The sequence below is a fragment of the Streptomyces sp. NBC_00341 genome, from assembly GCF_041435055.1.
Taxonomy (GTDB): Bacteria; Actinomycetota; Actinomycetes; order Streptomycetales; family Streptomycetaceae; genus Streptomyces.
Window position 1 is genome coordinate 7,886,634 of record NZ_CP108002.1, and the last position, 20,443, is coordinate 7,907,076.

The 20,443-nt window shown below is 72.2% G+C and carries 18 protein-coding genes; 12 read left to right on the top strand and 6 right to left on the bottom strand.

Features of this window, described 5'->3' with window-relative positions; genetic code table 11:
• Nucleotides 1-70: 70 nt before the first annotated feature.
• Together OG892_RS35255 and OG892_RS35260 are read left to right on the top strand one after the other, a co-directional pair.
• A complete protein-coding gene (locus tag OG892_RS35255; RefSeq protein WP_327340097.1) occupies nucleotides 71-511 on the top strand; it encodes a PPOX class F420-dependent oxidoreductase in 441 nt (146 codons plus the stop codon).
• Between the two features lie 99 nt (nucleotides 512-610).
• Nucleotides 611-1,873: an MBL fold metallo-hydrolase gene (locus OG892_RS35260; protein WP_371631216.1), complete on the top strand. Its 1,263-nt coding sequence runs from the start codon at nucleotides 611-613 to the stop codon at nucleotides 1,871-1,873.
• A gap of 87 nt (nucleotides 1,874-1,960) precedes the next feature.
• Here OG892_RS35260 and OG892_RS35265 read toward each other — a convergent pair whose 3' ends face one another.
• Nucleotides 1,961-2,539, bottom strand: coding sequence for a helix-turn-helix domain-containing protein (locus OG892_RS35265; RefSeq protein WP_371631217.1), 579 nt, complete (start codon nucleotides 2,537-2,539; stop codon nucleotides 1,961-1,963).
• A 47-nt stretch (nucleotides 2,540-2,586) separates the two neighbouring features.
• Here OG892_RS35265 and OG892_RS35270 point away from each other — a divergent pair, with 47 nt between their 5' ends.
• The 9 genes from OG892_RS35270 to OG892_RS35310 all read left to right on the top strand — a co-directional run bounded on the left by OG892_RS35270 (nucleotide 2,587) and on the right by OG892_RS35310 (nucleotide 10,828).
• A complete protein-coding gene (locus tag OG892_RS35270) occupies nucleotides 2,587-3,441 on the top strand; it encodes a class I SAM-dependent methyltransferase (protein WP_328864587.1) in 855 nt (284 codons plus the stop codon).
• Between the two features lie 109 nt (nucleotides 3,442-3,550).
• Nucleotides 3,551-4,543, top strand: coding sequence for a helix-turn-helix domain-containing protein (locus OG892_RS35275; RefSeq protein WP_328864586.1), 993 nt, complete (start codon nucleotides 3,551-3,553; stop codon nucleotides 4,541-4,543).
• A gap of 208 nt (nucleotides 4,544-4,751) precedes the next feature.
• Nucleotides 4,752-5,465: a C39 family peptidase gene (locus tag OG892_RS35280; protein ID WP_328864585.1), complete on the top strand. Its 714-nt coding sequence runs from the start codon at nucleotides 4,752-4,754 to the stop codon at nucleotides 5,463-5,465.
• A gap of 28 nt (nucleotides 5,466-5,493) precedes the next feature.
• Nucleotides 5,494-6,483, top strand: coding sequence for an alpha/beta hydrolase family protein (locus tag OG892_RS35285; RefSeq protein WP_199884345.1), 990 nt, complete (start codon nucleotides 5,494-5,496; stop codon nucleotides 6,481-6,483).
• A 364-nt stretch (nucleotides 6,484-6,847) separates the two neighbouring features.
• On the top strand, nucleotides 6,848-8,755 hold the full coding sequence (locus OG892_RS35290) for an ATP-binding protein (RefSeq protein ID WP_371631218.1): 1,908 nt from the start codon (nucleotides 6,848-6,850) through the stop codon (nucleotides 8,753-8,755).
• A gap of 7 nt (nucleotides 8,756-8,762) precedes the next feature.
• Nucleotides 8,763-9,197 carry a roadblock/LC7 domain-containing protein gene (locus OG892_RS35295; protein WP_073734455.1) on the top strand — a complete coding sequence of 145 codons (435 nt, stop codon included), beginning with the start codon at nucleotides 8,763-8,765 and terminating at the stop codon, nucleotides 9,195-9,197.
• A 2-nt stretch (nucleotides 9,198-9,199) separates the two neighbouring features.
• A complete protein-coding gene (locus OG892_RS35300; RefSeq protein WP_073734456.1) occupies nucleotides 9,200-9,571 on the top strand; it encodes a DUF742 domain-containing protein in 372 nt (123 codons plus the stop codon).
• Nucleotides 9,549-10,244 carry an ATP/GTP-binding protein gene (locus OG892_RS35305; protein ID WP_328864582.1) on the top strand — a complete coding sequence of 232 codons (696 nt, stop codon included), beginning with the start codon at nucleotides 9,549-9,551 and terminating at the stop codon, nucleotides 10,242-10,244. The genes OG892_RS35300 and OG892_RS35305 overlap by 23 nt, the downstream gene beginning before the upstream one ends.
• Entirely contained in the window at nucleotides 10,241-10,828 is a 588-nt protein-coding gene (locus tag OG892_RS35310; protein WP_073734458.1) for a GAF domain-containing protein, read from the top strand. The genes OG892_RS35305 and OG892_RS35310 overlap by 4 nt, the downstream gene beginning before the upstream one ends.
• Nucleotides 10,829-10,900: 72 nt before the next feature.
• On the opposite strand, the gene OG892_RS35315 is transcribed toward OG892_RS35310, so the two are convergent.
• The 5 genes from OG892_RS35315 to OG892_RS35335 all read right to left on the bottom strand — a co-directional run bounded on the left by OG892_RS35315 (nucleotide 10,901) and on the right by OG892_RS35335 (nucleotide 19,019).
• The gene (locus OG892_RS35315) at nucleotides 10,901-12,841 is read right to left on the bottom strand and encodes a DUF2264 domain-containing protein (protein WP_371631219.1); all 1,941 of its coding nucleotides are present in this window, start codon (nucleotides 12,839-12,841) and stop codon (nucleotides 10,901-10,903) included.
• 40 nt (nucleotides 12,842-12,881) lie between these two features.
• Nucleotides 12,882-15,305, bottom strand: a complete 2,424-nt coding sequence (locus OG892_RS35320; protein ID WP_371631220.1) for a polysaccharide lyase 8 family protein — start codon at nucleotides 15,303-15,305, stop codon at nucleotides 12,882-12,884.
• A 47-nt stretch (nucleotides 15,306-15,352) separates the two neighbouring features.
• On the bottom strand, nucleotides 15,353-16,717 hold the full coding sequence (locus OG892_RS35325) for a M60 family metallopeptidase (protein WP_328864579.1): 1,365 nt from the start codon (nucleotides 16,715-16,717) through the stop codon (nucleotides 15,353-15,355).
• 158 nt (nucleotides 16,718-16,875) lie between these two features.
• Nucleotides 16,876-17,970 carry a LacI family DNA-binding transcriptional regulator gene (locus OG892_RS35330; protein ID WP_073734462.1) on the bottom strand — a complete coding sequence of 365 codons (1,095 nt, stop codon included), beginning with the start codon at nucleotides 17,968-17,970 and terminating at the stop codon, nucleotides 16,876-16,878.
• Between the two features lie 62 nt (nucleotides 17,971-18,032).
• On the bottom strand, nucleotides 18,033-19,019 hold the full coding sequence (locus OG892_RS35335) for a hydroxyacid dehydrogenase (protein WP_371631221.1): 987 nt from the start codon (nucleotides 19,017-19,019) through the stop codon (nucleotides 18,033-18,035).
• A 339-nt stretch (nucleotides 19,020-19,358) separates the two neighbouring features.
• On the opposite strand from OG892_RS35335, the gene OG892_RS35340 reads away from it, so the two are divergent.
• Nucleotides 19,359-20,372, top strand: coding sequence for an ABC transporter permease subunit (locus OG892_RS35340; protein WP_327340110.1), 1,014 nt, complete (start codon nucleotides 19,359-19,361; stop codon nucleotides 20,370-20,372).
• The last annotated feature ends 71 nt before the right edge of the window (nucleotides 20,373-20,443 follow it).

Sequence of the window (20,443 nt, forward strand, 5' to 3'; positions counted from 1 at the left end):
CGCGGACTGCGGAACGTATGCCGGACGCGTAATGCGGAATCCTGCACGGGGTCCGGACGTTGGATTCGGCATGACGGGAATCGACGCACATCAGGATGCGCTCCTTCGGCTGTTCTCCGAGGGGAACAGCGGTGTACTGGTCACGCTGAAGCGGGACGGCAGGCCCCAGCTGTCCAATGTCAACCACTTCTACTACCCCGACGAGCGCATCGTCCGGGTCTCGGTCACAGAGGACCGCGCGAAGACCCGGAACCTGCGCCGGGACCCGAGGGCGAGCTACCACGTCACCAGCGAGGACCGCTGGGCCTGGACGGTCGCGGACGGCACCGCGGACCTCACCCCGCCGGCGGCCGACCCGGAGGACGCCACCGTGGCGGAGCTGATCGCGCTCTACCGCGACGTCCAGGGCGAGCACCCGGACTGGGACGACTACCGCCGGGCCATGGTCAGGGACCGACGGGTCGTACTGCGTCTCCACATCGAGCACGCGTACGGGCAGCCGCGTGGCTGAGGCGGGCCCCGCGGGCCACCATCCTGTTGGGTGTTCTGCTCTCGCACTGTCGTACCCCCTGTCCATAATGAGATGACACCGACTCCCTCAGGAGATCTTGTGACCGGCGCTGACTCCACGTTCTCGCTCCGTACCCGGCTGCGTGCGCTGCGGCCCGCCGACTTCGGGGCCGACCCCGGCGGCCCCCGTATGGAGCGCATTCGTCGTTCCCCGAATTTCGTCGACGGGTCCTTCCAGAACCCGGTGGGGGCGCGGATCAGGCCGTCGGGGTCCGCCCTGGAGTTCGCGAAGACGTACTTCCGCAAGGAGGAGCGGGTCCTGAGATCGCCGACCGGTGACGTACCGGTCCATGCCACCACCCTGGCCGATCTCGCCACGCCTCCCGTCTCCGGGCTGCGGCTCACCTGGATGGGGCATTCCAGTGTGCTCGCGGAGATCGACGGCCGGCGGGTGCTGTTCGACCCGGTCTGGGGCGACCGCTGCTCGCCCTTCGCGTTCGCGGGCCCCAAGCGCCTGCATCCCGCACCGCTGCCGCTCGGCGTCCTCGGTCCGGTCGATGTCGTGGTGATCTCCCACGACCACTACGACCACCTCGACCTGCCGACCATCCGGGCGCTGGCCCGTACGGACACGGCCTTCGCGGTGCCGCTGGGGGTCGGGGCCCATCTGGAGCGCTGGGGCGTGTCCCCCGACCGCATCCGCGAGCTCGACTGGAACGAGGACACGAACGTCGCCGGGATCAGCCTGACAGCCACCCCGGCCAGGCACTTCTGCGGCCGTGGCCTGCGTAACCAGCAGCACACCCTGTGGGCCTCGTGGGCCGTCGCGGGGCCCGAGCACCGGATCTACCACAGCGGCGACACCGGCTATTTCCCCGGCTTCAAGGAGATCGGCGCCGAACACGGGCCGTTCGACGCCACCATGATCCAGATCGGTGCGTACAGCCAGTACTGGCCCAAGGACCACACGGACGGCAAGCCGGAACCCGGTGCCTGGCCGGACATCCACATGAGCCCCGACGAGGGGGTCCAGGCCCATCTGGACCTCCAGGGCAACGATCCGGCGGCGGGCGTCATGCTGCCGATCCACTGGGGGACGTTCAACCTCGCGCTGCATCCGTGGGCCGAGCCCGCCGAATGGTCGATGCGTGCCACCCAGGTCGCGGGAGTCACGATGGCGGCTCCGCACCCGGGCCGCCCGTTCGAGCCCGCCGATCCGCCGGCCGTCGAACCGTGGTGGCGCGGTGTGGCGGCGGAACCCGTGGCGGGCTGGGGCAACTGGCCCCCGGTCCACGTACCGCTTCCCGGCGGAGCCGTGACGCCCGCCCCCGACCGTGACCGCGACCCGGCGGCCCAGGCCTGAGCGGTGAGGTGTCCGCGGTGCGACGCGCACGTGCCGCGGACACCTCGACGTGCCGGGTGACCGGCCGAACCACCCCGGCGGCGGGGTTCACCCCGAGGGGTGGAGGTGTGTGCGCTGCCCGTCGTGGTCGAGGATGCACAGGATCTCGGCCGGCCCGCCGTGCGCCTTGAAGGCGTGCGGGATCATGGTGGAGAACTCGGCGGCCTGGCCCGTTTCGACCCGGATGGCGCGCTCGCCGAGGATCAGCGTGACGGTCCCCGACAGGACCGTGAACCAGTCCTTGCCCGGATGCACTCCCAGCTGATCGGCCCCGGGGCCCCTGGCCTCGTCGGTGATGCGCATCTTGGCGACGGTGGCACCGGCCGGTCCGGAGCCTCGGTTCAGCACCCAGGTGGTCAGCCCGCGCTGCTCGTCGCGCTGCGGCCTGATCACGACATCCTCGTCGTCGGCGCTCTCCACCAGCTGGTCGAGCGAGATTCCCAGGGCGCGGGCCAGCGCCGTGAGCTGGTCGAGGCCGATGCGCCGGTGGCCGGTCTCGATACGGCTCAGGGTGGAGGGGCTCAGGAAGGCGCGCTCCGCGAGGTTGTCGAGCGACCAGCCGCGGGCCTGCCGCAGGCTCCTGATCCGCATGCGCACCGTGCTGTCCAGATCGCTCTCTTGCGTCATACGCAAGAGCATAAGCGTCATGCGCAAGGCGGAGTTATCGTCGGCATATGAACAACCCCGTCACGCCTTCAGCCCCCACACCGTCAGCCGGCACGAACACAGCCGCCACCGACGCCGCCGTCATGGCCGAGATCCTGGAGCTCGACGCAGAGGTCCTGGGGGCGTACTTGTCGGAGCTGACCACCTGGCTGGGTGAACTGTCCGACCGGGAACCGGTCCGCATCGTCGATCTGGGCAGCGGAACCGGGACCGGTGCGATCGCCCTGGCGCGGCGCTTCCCCGGAGCCGAGGTCTCGGCGGTGGACGTCTCCCCGCAGATGCTCCACCGCCTGTCGGTGAAGGCGTCCGGGCTGGGACTCGCGGACCGGGTCCGCGGCGTACAGGCCGATCTGGACCAGGGCCGGCCGCCCCTCCCCACCAGCGACCTCGTCTGGGCCGCCGCCGCACTCCACCACCTGGCCGACCCGGACCGGGTGCTGTCCCACGTGTTCGACGCCCTGCGGCCGGGCGGCCTCCTGGCCATCACCGAGATGGACTTCTTCCCACGCTTCCTGCCCGAGGACATCGGGGTGGGCCGGCCGGGCCTGGAGGCCCGACTCCACGACGCCCTCAAGGGGGCGCCCGACGCCGGCTGGACGGACCACCTGGTCCGCGCCGGCTTCACGCCGGAGGCCGAACGCCCCTTCGTGATCGACCTTCCCGCCCCGCTGCCGGACGCCACCGCCCGCTACGCCCAGGCGTGCCTGCGGAAGCTGCGCTCCCACCTCGACGGGCAGCTCCCCGCAGAAGACCTCGCCGCCCTCGACGCCGTCACCGACGACGAGGGCCCGCACAGTGTCCTGCGCCGCGACGACCTCACGGTCCGGACCACCCGGACCACCTGGGTGGGCCGCCGCCCCTGACCGCCCGTCGAGCGGCGGCGAAGGTGGCCGGTCGCGGGTCGAACGGCGGTACGCTGCCGTCGGGAAGCGGGTACGGCGTCGGTGCGCCCGCACCTCCGAGGGAGCGGCCATGCTGCGGGTGCACTTCACCCCCGAGGACCTGGGGCGGATCCGGGTGGCACCCGGGCCGGACTTCCTCTGGGAGATCAGCAACAGCGTGCAGACCCTGCAACGCCGCGACGGCGAAAGGGTGTTCGGCGCCTGGCGCCGCTGGGTCCGCCCACGGCTCTCCGCGAGCCCCCGGCTGCTCTCCCCGCTGCTGCCGCCGCGCGGGTACTCACCGGACTTCCTCACCCCCACCGCCGGCGACCGCGCGACCTTGCAGGCGGCCGTCGACACCCTGATGAGCACCCCGCGCCCACGACTGCGCACCGATCTGACGCACCTGGCGGCCACGCTCCAACTCCCGGGCTGGATCAGCTCCCTGGCAGGCGGGGACGCCGAGGCGCTCCGGCAGCTCGGTGAGGCGCTGCGCACCTACCAGCAGGAGGCGCTCGCCCCGTACTGGCAGCGCGTCCACGCGCACATAGACGCCGACCGCGCCCTTCGCCTGCGCAGCCTCCTCGACGGCGGCACCGAGGGTCTGCTGGCCGGGCTCGGGCCGCAGTTCCGCTGGCGCCCGCCCGTACTGGAGGCGGCGTACCCCGTCGACCAGCAACTGCGGTTACAGGGAAGGGGACTCGTGCTGCAGCCGTCGTTCTTCTGCTGGCCCACGCCGATCACCCTGGCCGACGGGGACCTGCCGCCCGTTCTCGTCTACCCCATCCACCACGCCGAGGACTGGGCCGGCCCCGCCCCCGCCCGCCCGGCCGGGGACGCCGGACCGCTGGGCCCCCTGCTCGGCCGCACCAGGGCCCGCCTCCTGCGCGCGACCCGGACCGGATGCTCCACCGTCGAGGCCGCCCGGCTCCTGGACGTGACCCACCCCGCCGTCAGCCAGCACCTCAACGTGCTGCGCGCGGCGGGTCTGGTCGCCACCGTGCGGGAGGCCGGCCGGTCCATCCATGTCGCGACGGCGGAAGGGCGAGCCCTGCTGGCCGCCGCCGGGCGGGCGAAGCGGTAGCCGGAGGGGGCAGGGACGGACCGTAAGCCGGAGGCGCAGGGACCGTAAGCCTGAACTTTCGTTCCTTGCACCGTCCGTCGGCCGGGTACGACGCTAACTCCTGCTGCCGGAACCGGCCGTGCCGCGCGGAGCCGTGGCGTTCACCGGTCGAGTGCCTTCCCGGCAGGCGTTCCTCCCACAAGGCCCGCCCCCACCCTCAGGAGCCTTTATGCGCAGGAGACTCGTATCCTCCGCGATCGCCGTCGCCGCCGTCGGTGCTCTCCTCCACCCCGGCCTGGCCCAGGCATCGCCCGTAGCGCACACCCCGCCGGTATCCGTGCTCGCCCACGGGACGAAGGCCGGTACGGCCGTCGTCAGCGGGCACAACGAGCCCGGCACCCGGCTGAAGGTCGACGCCGGGCGTACCAGCAGCGGGCACTGGCTGGAGATCGACTACCAGGTCCAGGAGACCGGCTACTGGTGCGGTCCGGCCGCCACCCGCATCGCTCTCTCGGCCCGGACCGCCCCGCCCAGCCAGGGCGTCCTGGCCGGGCAGCTCGGCACGACCGAGGCCGGCACCGACCACATCGGCCAGGTCACCGGCGTACTCAACGCGAACCTCGGCGGCGGCTGGTACGAGACGAAGGAGATGCCGAACGACCCGCCCACCCAGGCCCAGCGGGACCTGCTGTGGAACGACATCGTCTTCGACATCGACCGCAACTACCCACTGGTGGCCAACATCGTGGCGCCGCCCGGCAACCAGCCGCCCGGCTACCCGTCGGACCAGACGATCTACCACTACTTCACCGTGTTCGGCTACGACGACGTGGACCGCACCGTCCTCATCGCCGATCCGGCCTCCTTCGGCGGCAACCAGATCTACTGGATCTCCTTCGATCAGCTCGCCACGCTGATCCCGCCGAAGGGCTACTCGGCGTGACCCGTTCCCTTCCCCGCAGGAGGCCGTGTTGAGCAGCTACCGTCCCACCCGCAGAAGCGTCATCAGGGCCGCCGGCGGGATCTCCGCCGCGATGGCGCTGGGCACCGGGGGCATCCTCGCGGCCGCGTCCCCGGCCGGTGCGGCGGGGGACGGCTTCGGACTGCGCGTCGTGGAGCGCAACGAAGCCGATCCACGCATGTGGTACTACCGGTTCGCGACCGACGCGATCGGCTGGAATCCGGGCGTCAACGTCCTGCTCCCCGACGACTACCACTCCGGCGCACGCACCTACCCGGTCCTCTACCTCTTCCACGGGGGCGGTACGGACCAGGACTTCATCACCTTCGACCGCGCGGGCATCCGGGACTGGACGGCCGGGAAGCCCCTCATCGTCGTGATGCCCGACGGCGGGCACGCGGGCTGGTACTCCGACCCGGTCAGCTCCAACACCGGCCCGCGGAACTGGGAGACCTTCCACATCGGCCAGCTGCTGCCCTGGATCGACGCGAACTTCCGTACGTACGCCGAGTACGACGGCCGTGCCGTCGCCGGATTCTCGATGGGCGGCTTCGGAGCCCTGAAGTACGCGGCCAAGTACTACGGCCACTTCGCCTCGGTGAGCGCCCACTCGGGCCCGGCCAGCCTGCGCCGCGACGCCGGACTGGTCACCCACTGGGCCAACGCGTCCTCGGCCGCCCTGGACCTGGGAGGCGGCACGGTCTACGGCATACCGCTGTGGGACGAGGCCAGGGTCAGCGCCGACAACCCGGTCGAGCGGATCGAGAGCTACCGGAACAAACGGGTCTTCCTGGTGGCCGGCACCAGCCCCGACCCGGTCAACTGGTTCGACACGGCCAACGAGACCCAGGTACTGGCCGGCCAGCGGGAGTTCCGGGCCCTCCTCGGCACCGCCGGCATCCCGCACGAATGGTACGAGGAGCCGGGCGGACACATGATCCGCGCCGCCATGGTCCGACGCGACCTCGACGGCATCGTCGCCCGGCTCCGCAAGGCCTGAGCGGGTCCGCAATGCCTGAGCGGATACGTAAGGCCTGAGCGGATACGTCAGGAAGCCCCCTCGTCCCCAAGCCGTCGAGGGGGCTTCTCGCGTGCGGTCGGGGGCATGGCCGGTAACAGCCGCATCGGCGGACGTACTTAATCGGTCGCTCGTGCGAGAGCTCATACCAGAGCGGGACGGATGGCGGGCAAGTTCCGCAACTGCCCGCCGCGGCCTCGTCAAGGGCGACTACCGTGTGTGTCCGGTGATCAACGGTGGGCTCATATCCCGGAGCCCGTCCGGCCGATGATCCAAGAACGACCGACCACCGTAGGTGCCACCACATGGATACCGATTCCTGGGGCCCCACGTACCGAGGACGCTGATGTCTCAACTTCGCGCACCCGACGCGCGACCGGAACGCCGAGAGGGCGGGCGGCACGGCCGACCGGGCGCTCGTTCCCACTCGGCCGCGGCCAGACCGCGCGCTGCCCAGCCGTCCCCCGAGGCGCGTATACGCCCCCAACTCCTGCGCACCGCCGTGCTGCCGGCCGTCGCCGTCATGCTGACCGGCGCCGCGGCCGTCATCCTCACGGTCCGCTCCACCGGCGCCGCGCCGTCCACCGAGCTGTGGACCGCACTCGGCGCGGCCGCGACGCTGGCGGTCGCCGCCGTGGCGGCGGCCTTCCTCGCCGCCAACCGCGTCGCCACCACCGTCCTCGGGCGGTGCTTCGCTTTGCGCCGGGCCAGCGCGCAGGGCCAGGCCGAACTGCAGCAGGTGGTGGAACAGCTCCGCAACGGCGAACCCGTACCCACCCGCCGGACCCCGCAGCCCACCGCCCCCGGCAGCGACGCCTTCGAACTATTGGCACAGGAGCTCGGCCGGCAGCAGGAGGCGGCCGTGGCCGCCGTCGTACAGGCCTCCCGGCTCTCGGAACACACCGGCGAGGACCAGAAGGTCGAGGTCTTCGTCAACCTCGCCCGCCGGCTCCAGTCACTCGTGCACCGGGAGATCCAGCTGCTCGACGAGCTGGAGCACGAGGTCGAGGACCCCGATCTCCTCAAGGGCCTCTTCCAGGTCGACCACCTGGCCACCCGGATCCGCCGGCACGCCGAGAACCTCGCGGTCCTCGGCGGCGCCGTCTCCCGGCGGCAGTGGAGCAACCCGGTCACCATGACCGAGGTGCTGCGCTCCGCGATCGCCGAGGTCGAGCAGTATCCGCGGGTCAAGCTCGTGCCCCCGATCGACGGCACCCTGCGCGGACACGCCGTGGCCGACGTGATCCACCTCCTGGCCGAACTGGTCGAGAACGCCACGGTGTTCTCCGCCCCCCAGACCCAGGTGCTGCTGCGCGCCCAGCACGTCACGGCGGGTCTCGCCCTGGAGGTCGAGGACCGGGGGCTCGGCATGCCGGGCAACGAGCAGAAGCGGATGAACGCCCTGCTCGCCGACCCCGACCAGGTCAATGTCGCCCGACTGCTCCAGGACGGCCGGATCGGGCTGTTCGTGGTGGCCTCGCTGGCCCGCAGGCACGGCATCGCCGTGCGGCTGCAGAGCAACATCTACGGCGGGACGCAGGCCGTACTGGTGCTTCCGCAGTCCCTGCTCGGGGCAGAGGACGACACCGCGGTCGGCGCGGCACCGGCCCCGCCCCCCGGCCCCGTGCACCGCCCGCCGCCGCTGGACGAGGCCGCCGCCCCCCGCGACCTCGGCCCGGCCCCGACGTCCGCCCCCGAGCCGGAGCGTCGGCCCTACGTGCCGCAGCAGCAGCAACTGCGGATGCACCAGCCGCAGCAGACCGGGCGTCAGGGCGAGGGCCCGCCGCTCCCGCTGCGCGCCGAACGCCTCGACCGGCCCACGCCCGCCGAGGCCCGCCCCGGCATCCGGCCCGCCGACGACGCGGTCCCGGCGCTCCCTCCGGAGACCGGGGTCGTACGCGGCACGATGGACCGCCCGCAGCTTCCCCGGCGCGCGAACCAGGAACACCTGGTTCCCCAGCTCAGGGAAGCGCCGGTCCCGCGCACCGAGGAGGAGCCCACCCTGCACGACCCGGGCCTGGTGGCGGCCTTCCGGCGCGGCATCGACCTCGGTGAGGCCCGGGCGGAGACGGAGCCGGGGGCCGAGTCCGTACCGGAGTCCGGCTCCGGGACGACTCCGGCAGCGGTGCCGGCCGCCGGGACACCACTGGACCCGCTTCCGGTCCGGGGTGCCTCGACGCCGGGGCAGCTCCTGCGGACCGGCTCCTACCACAGCGATCAAGACCCACTCGACGCGAACACCTCCAAGGAGTAGATGCACCATGGCGACCGATATGTCGTCCGGTCAGGTCTCGGACCTCGACTGGCTGCTGAGCGGGCTGGTACAGCGCGTGCCGTACACCCGCAGCGCGGTCCTGCTCTCCGCCGACGGGCTGGTGAAATCCCTCCACGGCATGGACGCCGACAGCGCCGACCACATGGCGGCGCTGGCCGCCGGGCTGTACTCCCTCGGCCGCAGCGCCGGGGCGCGGTTCGGGGACAACGGGGAGGTGCGCCAGGTGGTGGTGGAGCTCGACTCGACCCTGCTCTTCGTCGCCACCGCCGGTTCCGGCACCTGTCTGGCCGTGCTCGCCGGGCGGAGCGCCGACGCCGCCGTGCTGGGCTACGAGATGGCCATGCTGGTCAAGAGCGTCCGGCCCTACCTGATGACCCCGACCAGACAAGCGGCCGGGGTGCCGGGCGCCACGGGGCTGTGAGCGTGTCGGCCACCCGGGACGCGCCGTTGCTCGACGATGCGGCGGGCCGCCTCATCCGCCCCTACACGGTGAGCGGCGGCCGCACCCGCCCCACCACCGTGCTCGACCTGCTCTCCCTGGTGATGGCCACCGGAACCGTTCCGCAGGTCCACCTCGGCCCCGAGCACTCGGTGGCGCTGGGACTGTGCGGCGGGCCCACCTCTGTGGCCGAGATCGCCGCGCACCTGCGGCTGCCCGCAGTCGTCACCAAGGTGCTCCTCTCCGACCTGGTCGACTGCGGAGCGGTCACCGCGCACCCGCCCGCCTTCCATGACATGCCCACCGACCGATCCCTGCTGGAGGCAGTGCTCGATGGCTTACGACGACAGCTCTGACGGTTTCGACGGCTCCGCCCCGTACCCGGGGACCGGGAGCCCCGGAAACGTCGGCTACGCGCAGGAGCCCAGCAGTCCGGAGGGCTTTCCCGTCGCGCTCAAGGTGCTGGTCGCGGGTGGTTTCGGGGTCGGCAAGACGACGTTCGTCGGCGCGGTCAGCGAAATCGCGCCGCTGAGCACGGAGGAACTGCTGACCCAGGTCAGCGCGGCGACCGACAGTCTCGAAGGCATCGAGTCGAAGACCTCGACCACGGTGGCCATGGACTTCGGCCGCATCACGCTGGACGAACAGCACGTGCTCTACCTGTTCGGCACACCCGGGCAGGAACGGTTCTGGTTCATGTGGGACGAGCTCTCGCAGGGCGCGCTCGGAGCCGTGGTCATCGCGGACACCCGCAGGCTGGAGGAGTGCTTCGCCGCCGTCGACTTCTTCGAGCGGCGCGGCATCGGGTTCATCGTCGCGGTCAACGAGTTCGACGGCGCCTTCCGGTACGGCCCCGAGGAGGTGCGGGCCGCGCTCGACCTGGCACCCGCGGTACCCGTCGTCCTCTGCGACGCCCGGATCGCCAGCTCGGGAACCGGCGCGCTGGTCACGCTCCTCCAGCACCTCATCAACGCCACCGCGGAGCCGGCCCCGCTCTCCGGCCACGGCAGTTTCGGAGTCCATACGTGATCCCGCACGCCATCGGACGGATGCTGCTGACCCCCGTCGACAGCGACGCGCCCGTCCGGACCCAGCGGCTGCGCAGCCTTGACCTGGGGGAGCGGAGCGACGCCTCGTTCGACAACTTCGACGCCTTCGCGGACCGGGTCGCCGAAGTGACCGAAGTGCCCTTCTCGATGGTCAACTTCATCGACGGCAACCGGCAGTTCTACGCCGGACTGCACACCCCCGCGGGCACCCGCAAGGGTGCGGACCTGGGCGCCACGGCGGCGGGCAGCGGCCGCAGCGGGCGCTATGTCGCCCTCGACCACGGCTACTGCCCGCACGTCGTGGTCCGGCGAAGAGCCCTGGTCCTGGAGGACGTCTGCGACTATCCGCGGTTCGCCGGGAACCCGGTCGTCGACGACATAGGCATCCGCTCCTACCTCGGGGCGCCGCTCATCGACCGCACGGGGATCGCCCTGGGCGCCGTCTGCGCGGTGGACACCGTGCCCCGCCCATGGGGGCGGGCCGGGCTCGACACGATCAAGTCCCTCGCGCAGGAGCTGATCGGGCACATCCACAGCCGGGAGGACAACAGCATCGGGATCTGACCCGCCCCCGTCGGCCGAGGGCCTCGGCCGGCCGGGGCCGGTCAGGCCTCGACCCCGCTCCCGTCAGGAAGGTCAGGCCTCGACCCGGCTCCCGTCCAGGAAGGTCAGGACCACCGCGTCGCCGTCCACCCGCACCCGCACCGCCGTCCGCAGCGCCTCCGGATGGACACTGTCGCGGGAGAGCACCACGAGCGACACCTGCACGCTCCGGCCGCCCGGAAGGGGCGCGCTGCGCAGATACGGGACCGCCGAGTGCGGTCCGTACGCGTTGGACTCGACATCGCGCGCCACCGCCGCCCCGTCGGCGCCGCCGTCCCACCCGTACAGCGCGACCACCGCACTGGTCAGCCCGTCGGCCGTGCGGGCGAGCGCCCAGTCCGGACCGGAGGAGGCGAACGGGCTCGCCGGGCCGGCGACCGCGTAACCGCCCTCCCGGACCATGGCGCCCTCGGGTGAATCGACCCGGTGCACCCGGATCTCCCACGGTCCGTGCAGCACACTCGTCGTCCCGATCCGGTACACGCGCTCGTCGCCCGGCAGCCGCGCCGCCGACCAGGAGGCGGCGACGCGGCCCTCGCAGCGCAGCGGATGGATCCGGCGGCGCCGGGACGGGGTGCCGTCCGGGGCGATCAGGGCCAGCTGGTTGTCGATGTTGCGGGCCAGGGCGTGCGGCGCGGACTCCGGCGCGGTCGCCGTCGAGTACGCGAGCTTCGCGTAGTGCGGGTCGTCCTCGCCCGCGCCCCGGTCCGGATCGGCTTCGGAGGAATCGGACGGATCGGCTTCGGGCGCGGGCGGGTTGTGGTCGCTGCCGTGGTTGACCAGCCGGACGATCCCGTCGTGCCGGGTGCCGTGCAGCAGCCAGCCCGGTGCGGGCAATGCGGTGTAGGTGTCGGACTCCTCGACGGGCAGCGGGAGTTCCCGCGCCGTCCACACCGCGTGGTCCGCCGGGAGCAGCAGCCCGAGGAAGCCCTTGCTCGCCCAGTACGGCGAGGCGGGACCCGAGTACGGCTGGGTGGACGGCAGGAAGGTGTCGTACCAGCCGAGCGTCAGCAGCCCCCGCTCGTCCGGCACCCCGCGCTCCGCGAAGTGCCGCAGAGTGCCGGAGGCGAGCCGGCGGGTGAGTCCGGGCGCCAGCGGCGTGCAGTCCGCGAGCGCGCCCATCCACACCGGGGCCAGTGAGGCGAAGCGGTACGCGAGCGAACGGCCCTGGTGGACCGGGGCGCCGTCGGCCCCGAAGAAGTGCGGGTAGTCCTCCAGGAACCGGCTGAGCCGCTCCCGGTACACCGCGGCCCGGCCGCCGTCGTCGTCCGGCCCGGCGATCCGCGCCCACAGCAGCGGGTACAGATGCATCGCCCAGCCGATGTAGTAGTCGAAATTGCGGCCGTCCCCGTCGGTGTACCAGCCGTCACCGACGTACCAGTCCTCGATCCTGTCGAGTCCGCCCTCGATGTCGGACCTGCTGTACGGGGCGCCGACCGAGGCGAGGAACTGCTCGGACACCACCTGGAACAGCCGCCAGTTGTTGTCCCAGGTGCGCCCGCCGACGAACCCGGAGAACCAGTCGACGACCCGTTCCTGTACCCCGGCGTCGAGCCGGTCCCAGATCCACGGCCGGGTCTCGTGCAGCGCGACCGCGATGGACGCCGCCTCCACCATCTGCTGCGAACAGTCCGTCAGTCGCGGCCAGGCCTCACCGCTGCCGGGATCGGTCCCGGCGGCGAGACCGGCCGCGTAGCGCTCGGTCAGCGAGGGGTCGACCGCCCCGCCCGCGCCCGCGATCCGGCAGGCGGCGAGCAGGAACGACCGGGCGAAGCCCTCAAGACCGTCCGAGACGACGCCCGACCAGCTACCGCGCCCCGGCAGCCGGTACTGCGCGAAGCCGGGTGTGGCGTACGGCGTCAGCGCGTCCAGCATCCGGTCGGCGGTCGCCTCCCAGTGCGCCCGGGTCCAGCCGGTACGTGACGACAGGACCCGGTCGGTCGGCGGCAGTTGCAGATGCGGGGCGACGGACATGGTGGCGCTGCTCCTCGGGGCGATGTTCGGAAGGGGTGGGTTACAGGACGAGTTCGGCGCGGTGGGTGTGGCCGCGCGAACCGCCGGCCGCGACGGTGAGGACGGTCCTGCGGCCGGGGGCGACGCTCACGGTGGCATCGGCTCGCGCCACCGACCGCACCCGGAAGGGGAGTTCGACCGTGAGCGACGCCTGGGTCCGGCCCGGGTCCGCCACCGCGACCGACACGTGCGCGCCCCTTCGCCGCACGAGCACGGAGGCCGGCCCCGACGCGGTGATCCCGGCCGCGGACCCGGCGTCCCAGAAGTGCGCGGCGGTCAGTCCGGCCCGGCGGTCCTCCACGGCCTGGGCGGTGGCGTCGTTGGCGACGATCCGGACCGGCCGGGAGTGCGACCAGACCGCGGTGGCGGCGGCCGAGGCGCCGGGCAGCAGTACGTAGGCGTAGCCGGCGTCGTCGGGCGAGATGCCGTGGTCCACCCGGAGCGTGAGGTAGCGGCGGGTGACGGGGTCGGTGCTGCCTCCGGTGTCGGCGCCCGTGTTGACGGCCCGCCACGTCCCGGTGCGTTCCTCGCGCAGGGTGCGCAGCGCGGCCCCTTCGGGGAAGACGTAGCCGCCGGTGCCGTCGAGATGCGCCCACCGGGCCCGGCGGAACTCGTCGGACCGGCCCTGCTCCACGGGGAGCGGGAGCCCGTCGACCAGGAGCCGGTTGCGGCCCCGCGCGCCGAGGTTGCGGTTCTCCACGATCGTCTCGACCGCCCGGCCGTCGCTCGCGGTGATGCCCGCGCCGAGCGCGACCACCGCGTTGTCCAGCAGGAACCAAGCCTTTCTGGTCCGCAGCGTGCTGCCGGCGGCGCCGGTCACCTCCATCGCGGCCACCGTGTACCGGTCGTCCAGCACGGTCCCGCCCGCGACGCTGTTCGACGGCAGGTAGGTGGAGGTGCCCGCGCCGGTGCCGAGGTCGTCGCGGTGGCGGGTGTCGACCGTGGTTCCGGGGAGCCGGTACGGATCGACGGTCGGCCAGAAGCCGTCGTTGTACTGCCCGAGGTCGTCGCCGTCGTACAGATACGTCATGCCGTCGCCGGTGTACCAGCCGTGCAGGTTCTCGCCGTTGCCCGCCTCGTACGCGGAGATCCGCTTCGACGACAGCGACAGGGCGCAGGCCCAGCCGGGGCGGCGGTGCACCACCCGGTCCATGTCCGCGAGGACGAAGCTGCCGGTCGTGCGTGCCCCGGCGCGGATGGAGCGGTCTTCGAGCACGGCCTTGGCCAGGGCCAGTTGGGGGAGGGTGGCGAGGGCCGCGAACGGGGTGGTGCGATTGCGGGTCAGCCAGCCCTTGGCCAGCGACCGCCAGCTGTCCGCGTAGGAGGCGGGTGCGCCGGACGCGAGGAGGAGGATCGCCGCGACGGCCGCGGCGCCGTCACGGTGGTCGCCCGCGCGCTCCCGCGAGACGGCCCGCCCGCGCACCGAGTCCATCATCAGCCCGTCGAAGACCACCGGAGCGAAGCTCCGCTCCACGGCCTCGTACATCACGGAGACCTCCGGGTCCGCGACCGCCCACGGTGAGCCCGCGAGGAGGGCGATCAGCCAGGCCGCGCCGCCGAGCAGTACGGTGCCGTACGAGCCGGTGTACGCGACCACGTCGTGCTGGACGAACGAACCGTCCTCGTAGAAGCCGTCACCCGAACTCGCGTACCGGAAGAGGCTGTTGCGGCCGGAGTCGCGCACGTCGGAGAGGGCGTCCCGAGCCGATGCCAGTTTGTCCGCGTCCTTGCCGAGCAGCCCGCGCAGCGCCACGGTCACCGCCTTGTCGGTGCGGTTGGCTCCGGTCTCGGACAGCGTGGGGGAGTTGGTCCGGCGGTCCGCGTCGGGGCAGAACCGGTCGACGACGGCCAGATAGTCCGTCAGGTCACCGTCGGTCAGCCGGCCGCGCAGCAGGACGCAGCAGTCCATCAGCGCGCGGGGTGCGCCGATCTCCCAGAACCACCAGTTGCCGCTCTCCTTCGCCTGCGGGTGGTAGGCGGTGTCGTACGTGAAGCGCAGCGCGCCGAGCAGGGCCTCCGCGGTCGCCGCGTCGCCGGACAGAGCGGCGCCGGGCGTGGCCCACGCGGTGGCGAGGGTGCGCAGCCGGGTGTAGCTCTGCCCGAAGTTGCCCGGCTCCGTGACGGGGGAGAGGTCGGCCCACAGCGCGGTCCGTCCGGCGTCGCGGTCCAGGGTGTCCCACAGTTCCTTCGCCGTGCTGTCCAGGGCCGCGAGGGCGGCGGCGAAGTCGGGGTCCGCCGGCTCTGACCCGCCTCCGGTGATCAGGGTCTGGGCCCGCTGGAGGAGCCCGTCGAAGTCCTGGTCCGCGCCGGTAACGTTCTCCGGCGTGCTGTCCGCGGCCTGCGCGGTACCTGCCGCCGGGGCGAGCGTCGCGCCGACGGCCGCGGCGCCGCTCGCGGCGAGAAGGGTCCTTCTGCTCAGTTGCACGGTGACTCCCTGTCCTGTGCGGTTGCGTCGTCCATGTCCCTCGCCGCTCAGTCGGAGAGCGTGCTCGGGTCGACGTCCGGCCGGGGCAGGTTCAGGGCGGCGAGTTCCGCCCTGCCGACGGCGTCGATGGGGAAGGCCCAGGTGTTGACGTAGAAGTCGGTGAGGTCGCGGCCCGCGACGCGGCTGGAGTAGGTGGCCAGTGCCCGGTAGCGCTTGTCGTTCTCCGTGGAGTCGGACTGCGGGTTCTCCTCGCGCACCAGCTTGTGCAGCCGGGGCCAGAAGTCGTCCCCGAAGGCCAGCTCCAGCTGACGCAGCGGCACGAGCTTCTCGTAGGCGCCGAACGACTTCTCGTAACTCAGCCCGTCGGTGCCGAACTTCGCCCGTGCGGTCTGGAAGGCGGTCAGCCCGGTCGCCGGATCGACCGTGAGCAGGTTGGACGGCTGGTCCAGGGTGCGCTGTGCGGCCAGCGAGTAGATGTTCACCGTCACCTCGGTGAGGCCGCCCGGCTTGTAGGCCATCTGCTGATGCAGGTGGCCCAGTTCGTGGTAGAGGCCCCAGCCGCGAGTCCGCAGCCCCTCGACGGTGGTGGCCCTGTCGAGATAGGCGCGCGGGAAGCCGTTGTAGCCGTGCGTGGCGTACGCGCCGACACCGGTCGGCACCTTGCTGACCTCGGTGAAGTGATACGGGCCCGCCTTGCGCCGGTGCACCGGGCGCGAACCGTCCAGGCCGCTGATCCGGGCGTGCGAGTCGATGATCGTCCCGACCAGCCGGAGCAGTGCGGCGTGGTCCTCGTCCCGGTACTGCAGCGCGCCGTCCCGGGTCAGCGTCATGATCGTGTCCGGCCCGTGGAGTTCGACCCAGGGCGACTCTGTGAGGGTGTCCAGCTGTCGCTGGTAGCCGGCCTCCGTGGTGCGGCCCAGCGTGAAGACCGGCATGGGGGCGGCTCCGGAGCGGATGAGCACAGAAGCCCGTTCGCCGTGTCCGGTGAGCGTCAGGTAGACCGGGCCGCCGTGCGGGTCCGTCACGGTGTTGTCGCCGGAGGTCAGCGGATAGGAGCGCGGTTCGGTGATCTCGCCGTAGTAGTCCCAGGCGCCGATCCAGAGCGTGGGCAGCAGGCCGTCGTGCGGCCGGACGGTCAGCGAGAGCGGGGTGCCGGCGGGAACGTACAGGCCGGTCGGCTGGAACTCCGAGCCGCGCAATGCCTGTGCGAGCCGCAGCCGTTCGGCCTCCGCGCCGGGGCGGGCGGTGACGGTCAGGGCGACGGGGCGGGCGGCCGGCCGGCGGGGGGCGGCCTGCGCGGCGGGAGCGGCGACGCCGAGTGCGGCCACCGCCCCGGCGCCGGCCGCGGCGGCGAGTACGGAGCGGCGGCCGACCGGAGTGGCGGACGGGACTGAGGGGGTGTGCTGACGCATGCGGAACTCTCCCTGCAGAAACGAACGAGGGGCGGAAGCGTGCGGAACGGGGTGGGACCTGCCGTCAGCATGTAAGCGGTTGCTGTCGAGCCGCAAGGGGAGTCGGAAAGTTACTGTCATTTTCTATGGCCAACTGCGGACAGGCAGGAGGTAACCGGTCAACCTCGCGCGGGCCTGCCGGCTCGGGGGCCGACGGAATCGCGTACCACGATGTGGGTGCCGAGCCGCAGCGCGCCCGTGGTCGGCTCCCGCCAGTCGTCCTCGTCGCCCCCGGAGACGGCCAGCCGCACCGCCTGGCGCCCCATCTCCTCCAGCGGCACATGGACCGTGGTCAGCCGGGGGCGCAGCTCCTGGGCGACCGGGATGTCGTCGTAGCCCACCAGCGAGATGTCCTTCGGCACCCGCAGCCCGGCCTCTTCGAGTGCCTGTGCCGCGCCGGCGGCGACCACGTCGTTCGCCGCGAAGACGGCCGTGAACTCCAGCCCGTCCCGGATCAGTTCGGTCATCCGCCGGTAGCCGAAGTTGCGGCTGAAGGCGCCCGACTGGACCAGTTCGGGATCGGCCGGCAGCCCGCGCAGCTCCAGGGCCCGCCGGTGCCCGGCCAGCCGGTCGCGGGTGGTGGAGAGCTTGGGCGGGCCGCCGAGGTAGAGGATGCGCTCGTGGCCCTGCATCAGCAGGTGGTCGGTGATCGCGAAGGCGCCGCCCTCGTTGTCGTACTCGACGGAGGCGGTCGGCGCCGCCTCGCCCAGCGGCGGCCGGCCGCACAGCACCAGCTTGGAGCCGCCCGCGTCCAGCTCGCGGGCGCGGCGGGCCAGCTCGGAGGTGTAGCCGCGATCGGCGATGGAGCCGCCGACCACCACCACCGCGTCGGCCCTGCGCTCGTGCATCAGGTCGATGAAGGCCAGCTCGCGCTGCGGGTCGCCCTGGGTGCAGCACACCAGGCAGAGCCGGCCGCCGAGCGCGGCCTCGCGCTCCACGCCCCGCGCGATGTAGGCGTAGAAGGGGTCGATGACCTCGTTGACGATGATGCCGACGGTGCGGTTGGAGACCCCGGCCAGTGCGCGGGCGTGCGCGTTGACCACGTAACCGAGCTCGCGCATGGCCGACTCGACGCGCTCCCGGGTCGCCTCCGCGACGGGGTAGTTGCGGTTCAGGACGCGTGAGACGGTGGCCGTCGAGACCCCTGCGCGCCGTGCGACGTCGGTGACCGTCGCCCGCCGCTGTCCGTCCGCGGCCGTGCTCTGCCGGCGCATCCGGCTCACCCCCTGGTGGCTGTTGTGTGACGCCGAGCCTAGAGCCTGTGGCGGGACGGGGTTCATGCGATCCTCCCGAGGTCGGCCCGGTGCACCGGGTGTCCGAAGGGCTCGCCCCGCGCGTAGCGGGCCAGCTCGTCGACGGCGAGCGCGCCGAGGCGGCCCACCTCGTTGCCCTGGGCGCCCGCGAGGTGCGGGGTCAGGAAGACGTTGGGCAGGTCCCACAGCGGGTGGCCGGCCGGCAGTGGCTCGGGCGAGGTCACGTCCAGAACCGCGTCCAGCCGCCCGCTGACCAGGTGCCCGGTCAGCGCCTCGGTGTCCACCAGCGGGCCCCGGGCGGTGTTGACGAGCAGGGTGCCGGGGCGCATCAGGCCGATCCGGCGGGCGTCGATGATCCCCCGGGTCTCGGGCGTGTCAGGGGCGTGCACGGTCACCACGTCGCTGGTCGCGACCAGGGTGTCCAGATCGGTCGGGGTGACACCGAGGAGTGCGGCCTCCGCGGCGCTCACGTACGGGTCGTACAGCAGCACCTCCGCGTCCAGGACCCGCAGCAGCTCGATGACCCGGCGGCCGATCCTGGAGGCGCCGACCACGCCGACCCTGAGCCCGTGCGTGCCGAGCCAGTGCTGCCGGTCGAGGTCGGCGCCGGTGCGGTGGGTGCGGCGCTCCCGGTAGAGCCCCGCCAGCGGGAACACCCGTTTCGCGCCCATGATGATCGCGGCCAGGGTGAACTCCGCCACCGGCACGGCGTTGGCGGAGGCGGCCGAGGAGACGGCGATCCCGCGGTCGAAGGCCTCCGGGGCCAGAAACGTCTTCACCGTGCCGGCCGCGTGGATCACGGCCCGCAGCGCGGGCGCCCTCTCCAGCAGCGCGGCGTCCACGGGCGGGCAGCCCCAGCCGGTCAGCAGCACCTCGGCGGCGGACAGCGCCGCGGTGGCGGCGGGGGAGTCGAACTCGCTGATCACGGACGGGTCGAGGAGGTCCGCCGTCTCCTCCAGCCGGGCCCGGACGGGAGGCGGGAAGACCTCGTCCAGCAGTCCGGGGCTCATGACCAGAACCGTGCGCGGCCGCCTTCCGGGCGGGGTCGCGGCATCGGTACCGGATCGAGCCGGTGCCTCTTCGGTGGTTCGCACCCTGCCTCCGGACAGTAATCGCGTTCTATGGAATGACCGGCACGCTAGGGAGCGTGACGGCCGACCGTCAAGCTCCTTCCGCCGGTAACTGACCTTATTCGGGCGGTATGCGGCGATTTTCTGGCTCGGATTTCCTCCGGAGAGGACTGCGAAACAAAGACGTTCGCTCGGATCTCTTGACGCTGGGGTTAACCGCTTACTAACTTGCCGCCGCAGAAGGCTCACCACGCGCCACCCGGCCGAACAGGACGCACCATGGCTGACACAGCACCCCCGCTGCCGCGGGAAAAACGGCGGCAGCGGGCCGATGAACCCGCCCCGCCCGAAGCCCGGACGGCTGCCGCGCCACACCGGCTGACGCTCGGGCAGCGGATCAAGCGGGACCGGGTGATGCTGCTGCTCACCCTGCCCGGACTGCTCTACTTCGTCGTCTTCCACTACGTGCCGCTGCTCGGGTACGTGGTGGCGTTCCAGGACTACCAGCCGTACCTCGGCTACATGCACAGCGTCTGGGTCGGCTTCGCCAACTTCTCCTCTGCGTTCGGTGAACCCGCCTTCTGGAGCGCGACGTTCAACACCCTGGAGATCGCCCTCATCCAGCTGGTGTTCTTCTTCCCGATCCCGGTCGCCCTGGCCCTGCTGCTCAACAGCATCGCGAGCGACCGCATCAGGCGGTTCGTGCAGAGCGTCGTCTATCTGCCGCACTTCATCGGCTGGGTCATCATCGTCTCGATCTTCCAGCAGATCCTGGGCGGCGCCGGGCTGTTGCCCGATGTGCTGGGCGGTCTGGGGCTGCCCCGCTACGACATGATGAGCGACCCCGACGCCTTCCCCTGGCTGCTGACCCTCCAGGTGGCCTGGAAGGACGCCGGCTGGGGCACGATCATCATCCTGGCCGCGCTCCTGAACATCGACCGGCAGAGCTACGAGGCCGCCGCGATCGACGGCGCGGGCCCCCGGCGCCGGCTCTGGCACGTGACCCTGCCGGGCATCGCCCCCGTGCTCATCCTGCTGCTGATCCTCAACCTCGGGCAGATCCTCTCCGTCGGCTTCGAGCAGATCCTGCTCCAGCGCGACGCGGTCGGCCCGGACGCCGGTGAGGTCCTCGACACCTACGTCTACTACCACGGCATCAAGGACAACGACTGGGGCGTCGCCGCCGCCGTCGGACTCGTCAAGGCCGTCATCGGCACCGTCCTCGTGCTGGGCGCGAACAAGTTCGCCCACCGACTCGGCCACGAAGGGGTGTACCGCGGTGCTGACCGCTGAGAAGACCCGCGCCACGTCCGCGACCACGGCGCCCGCGCCCCGGCCGGCCCGCAAGCCCAGGACCGACGGCA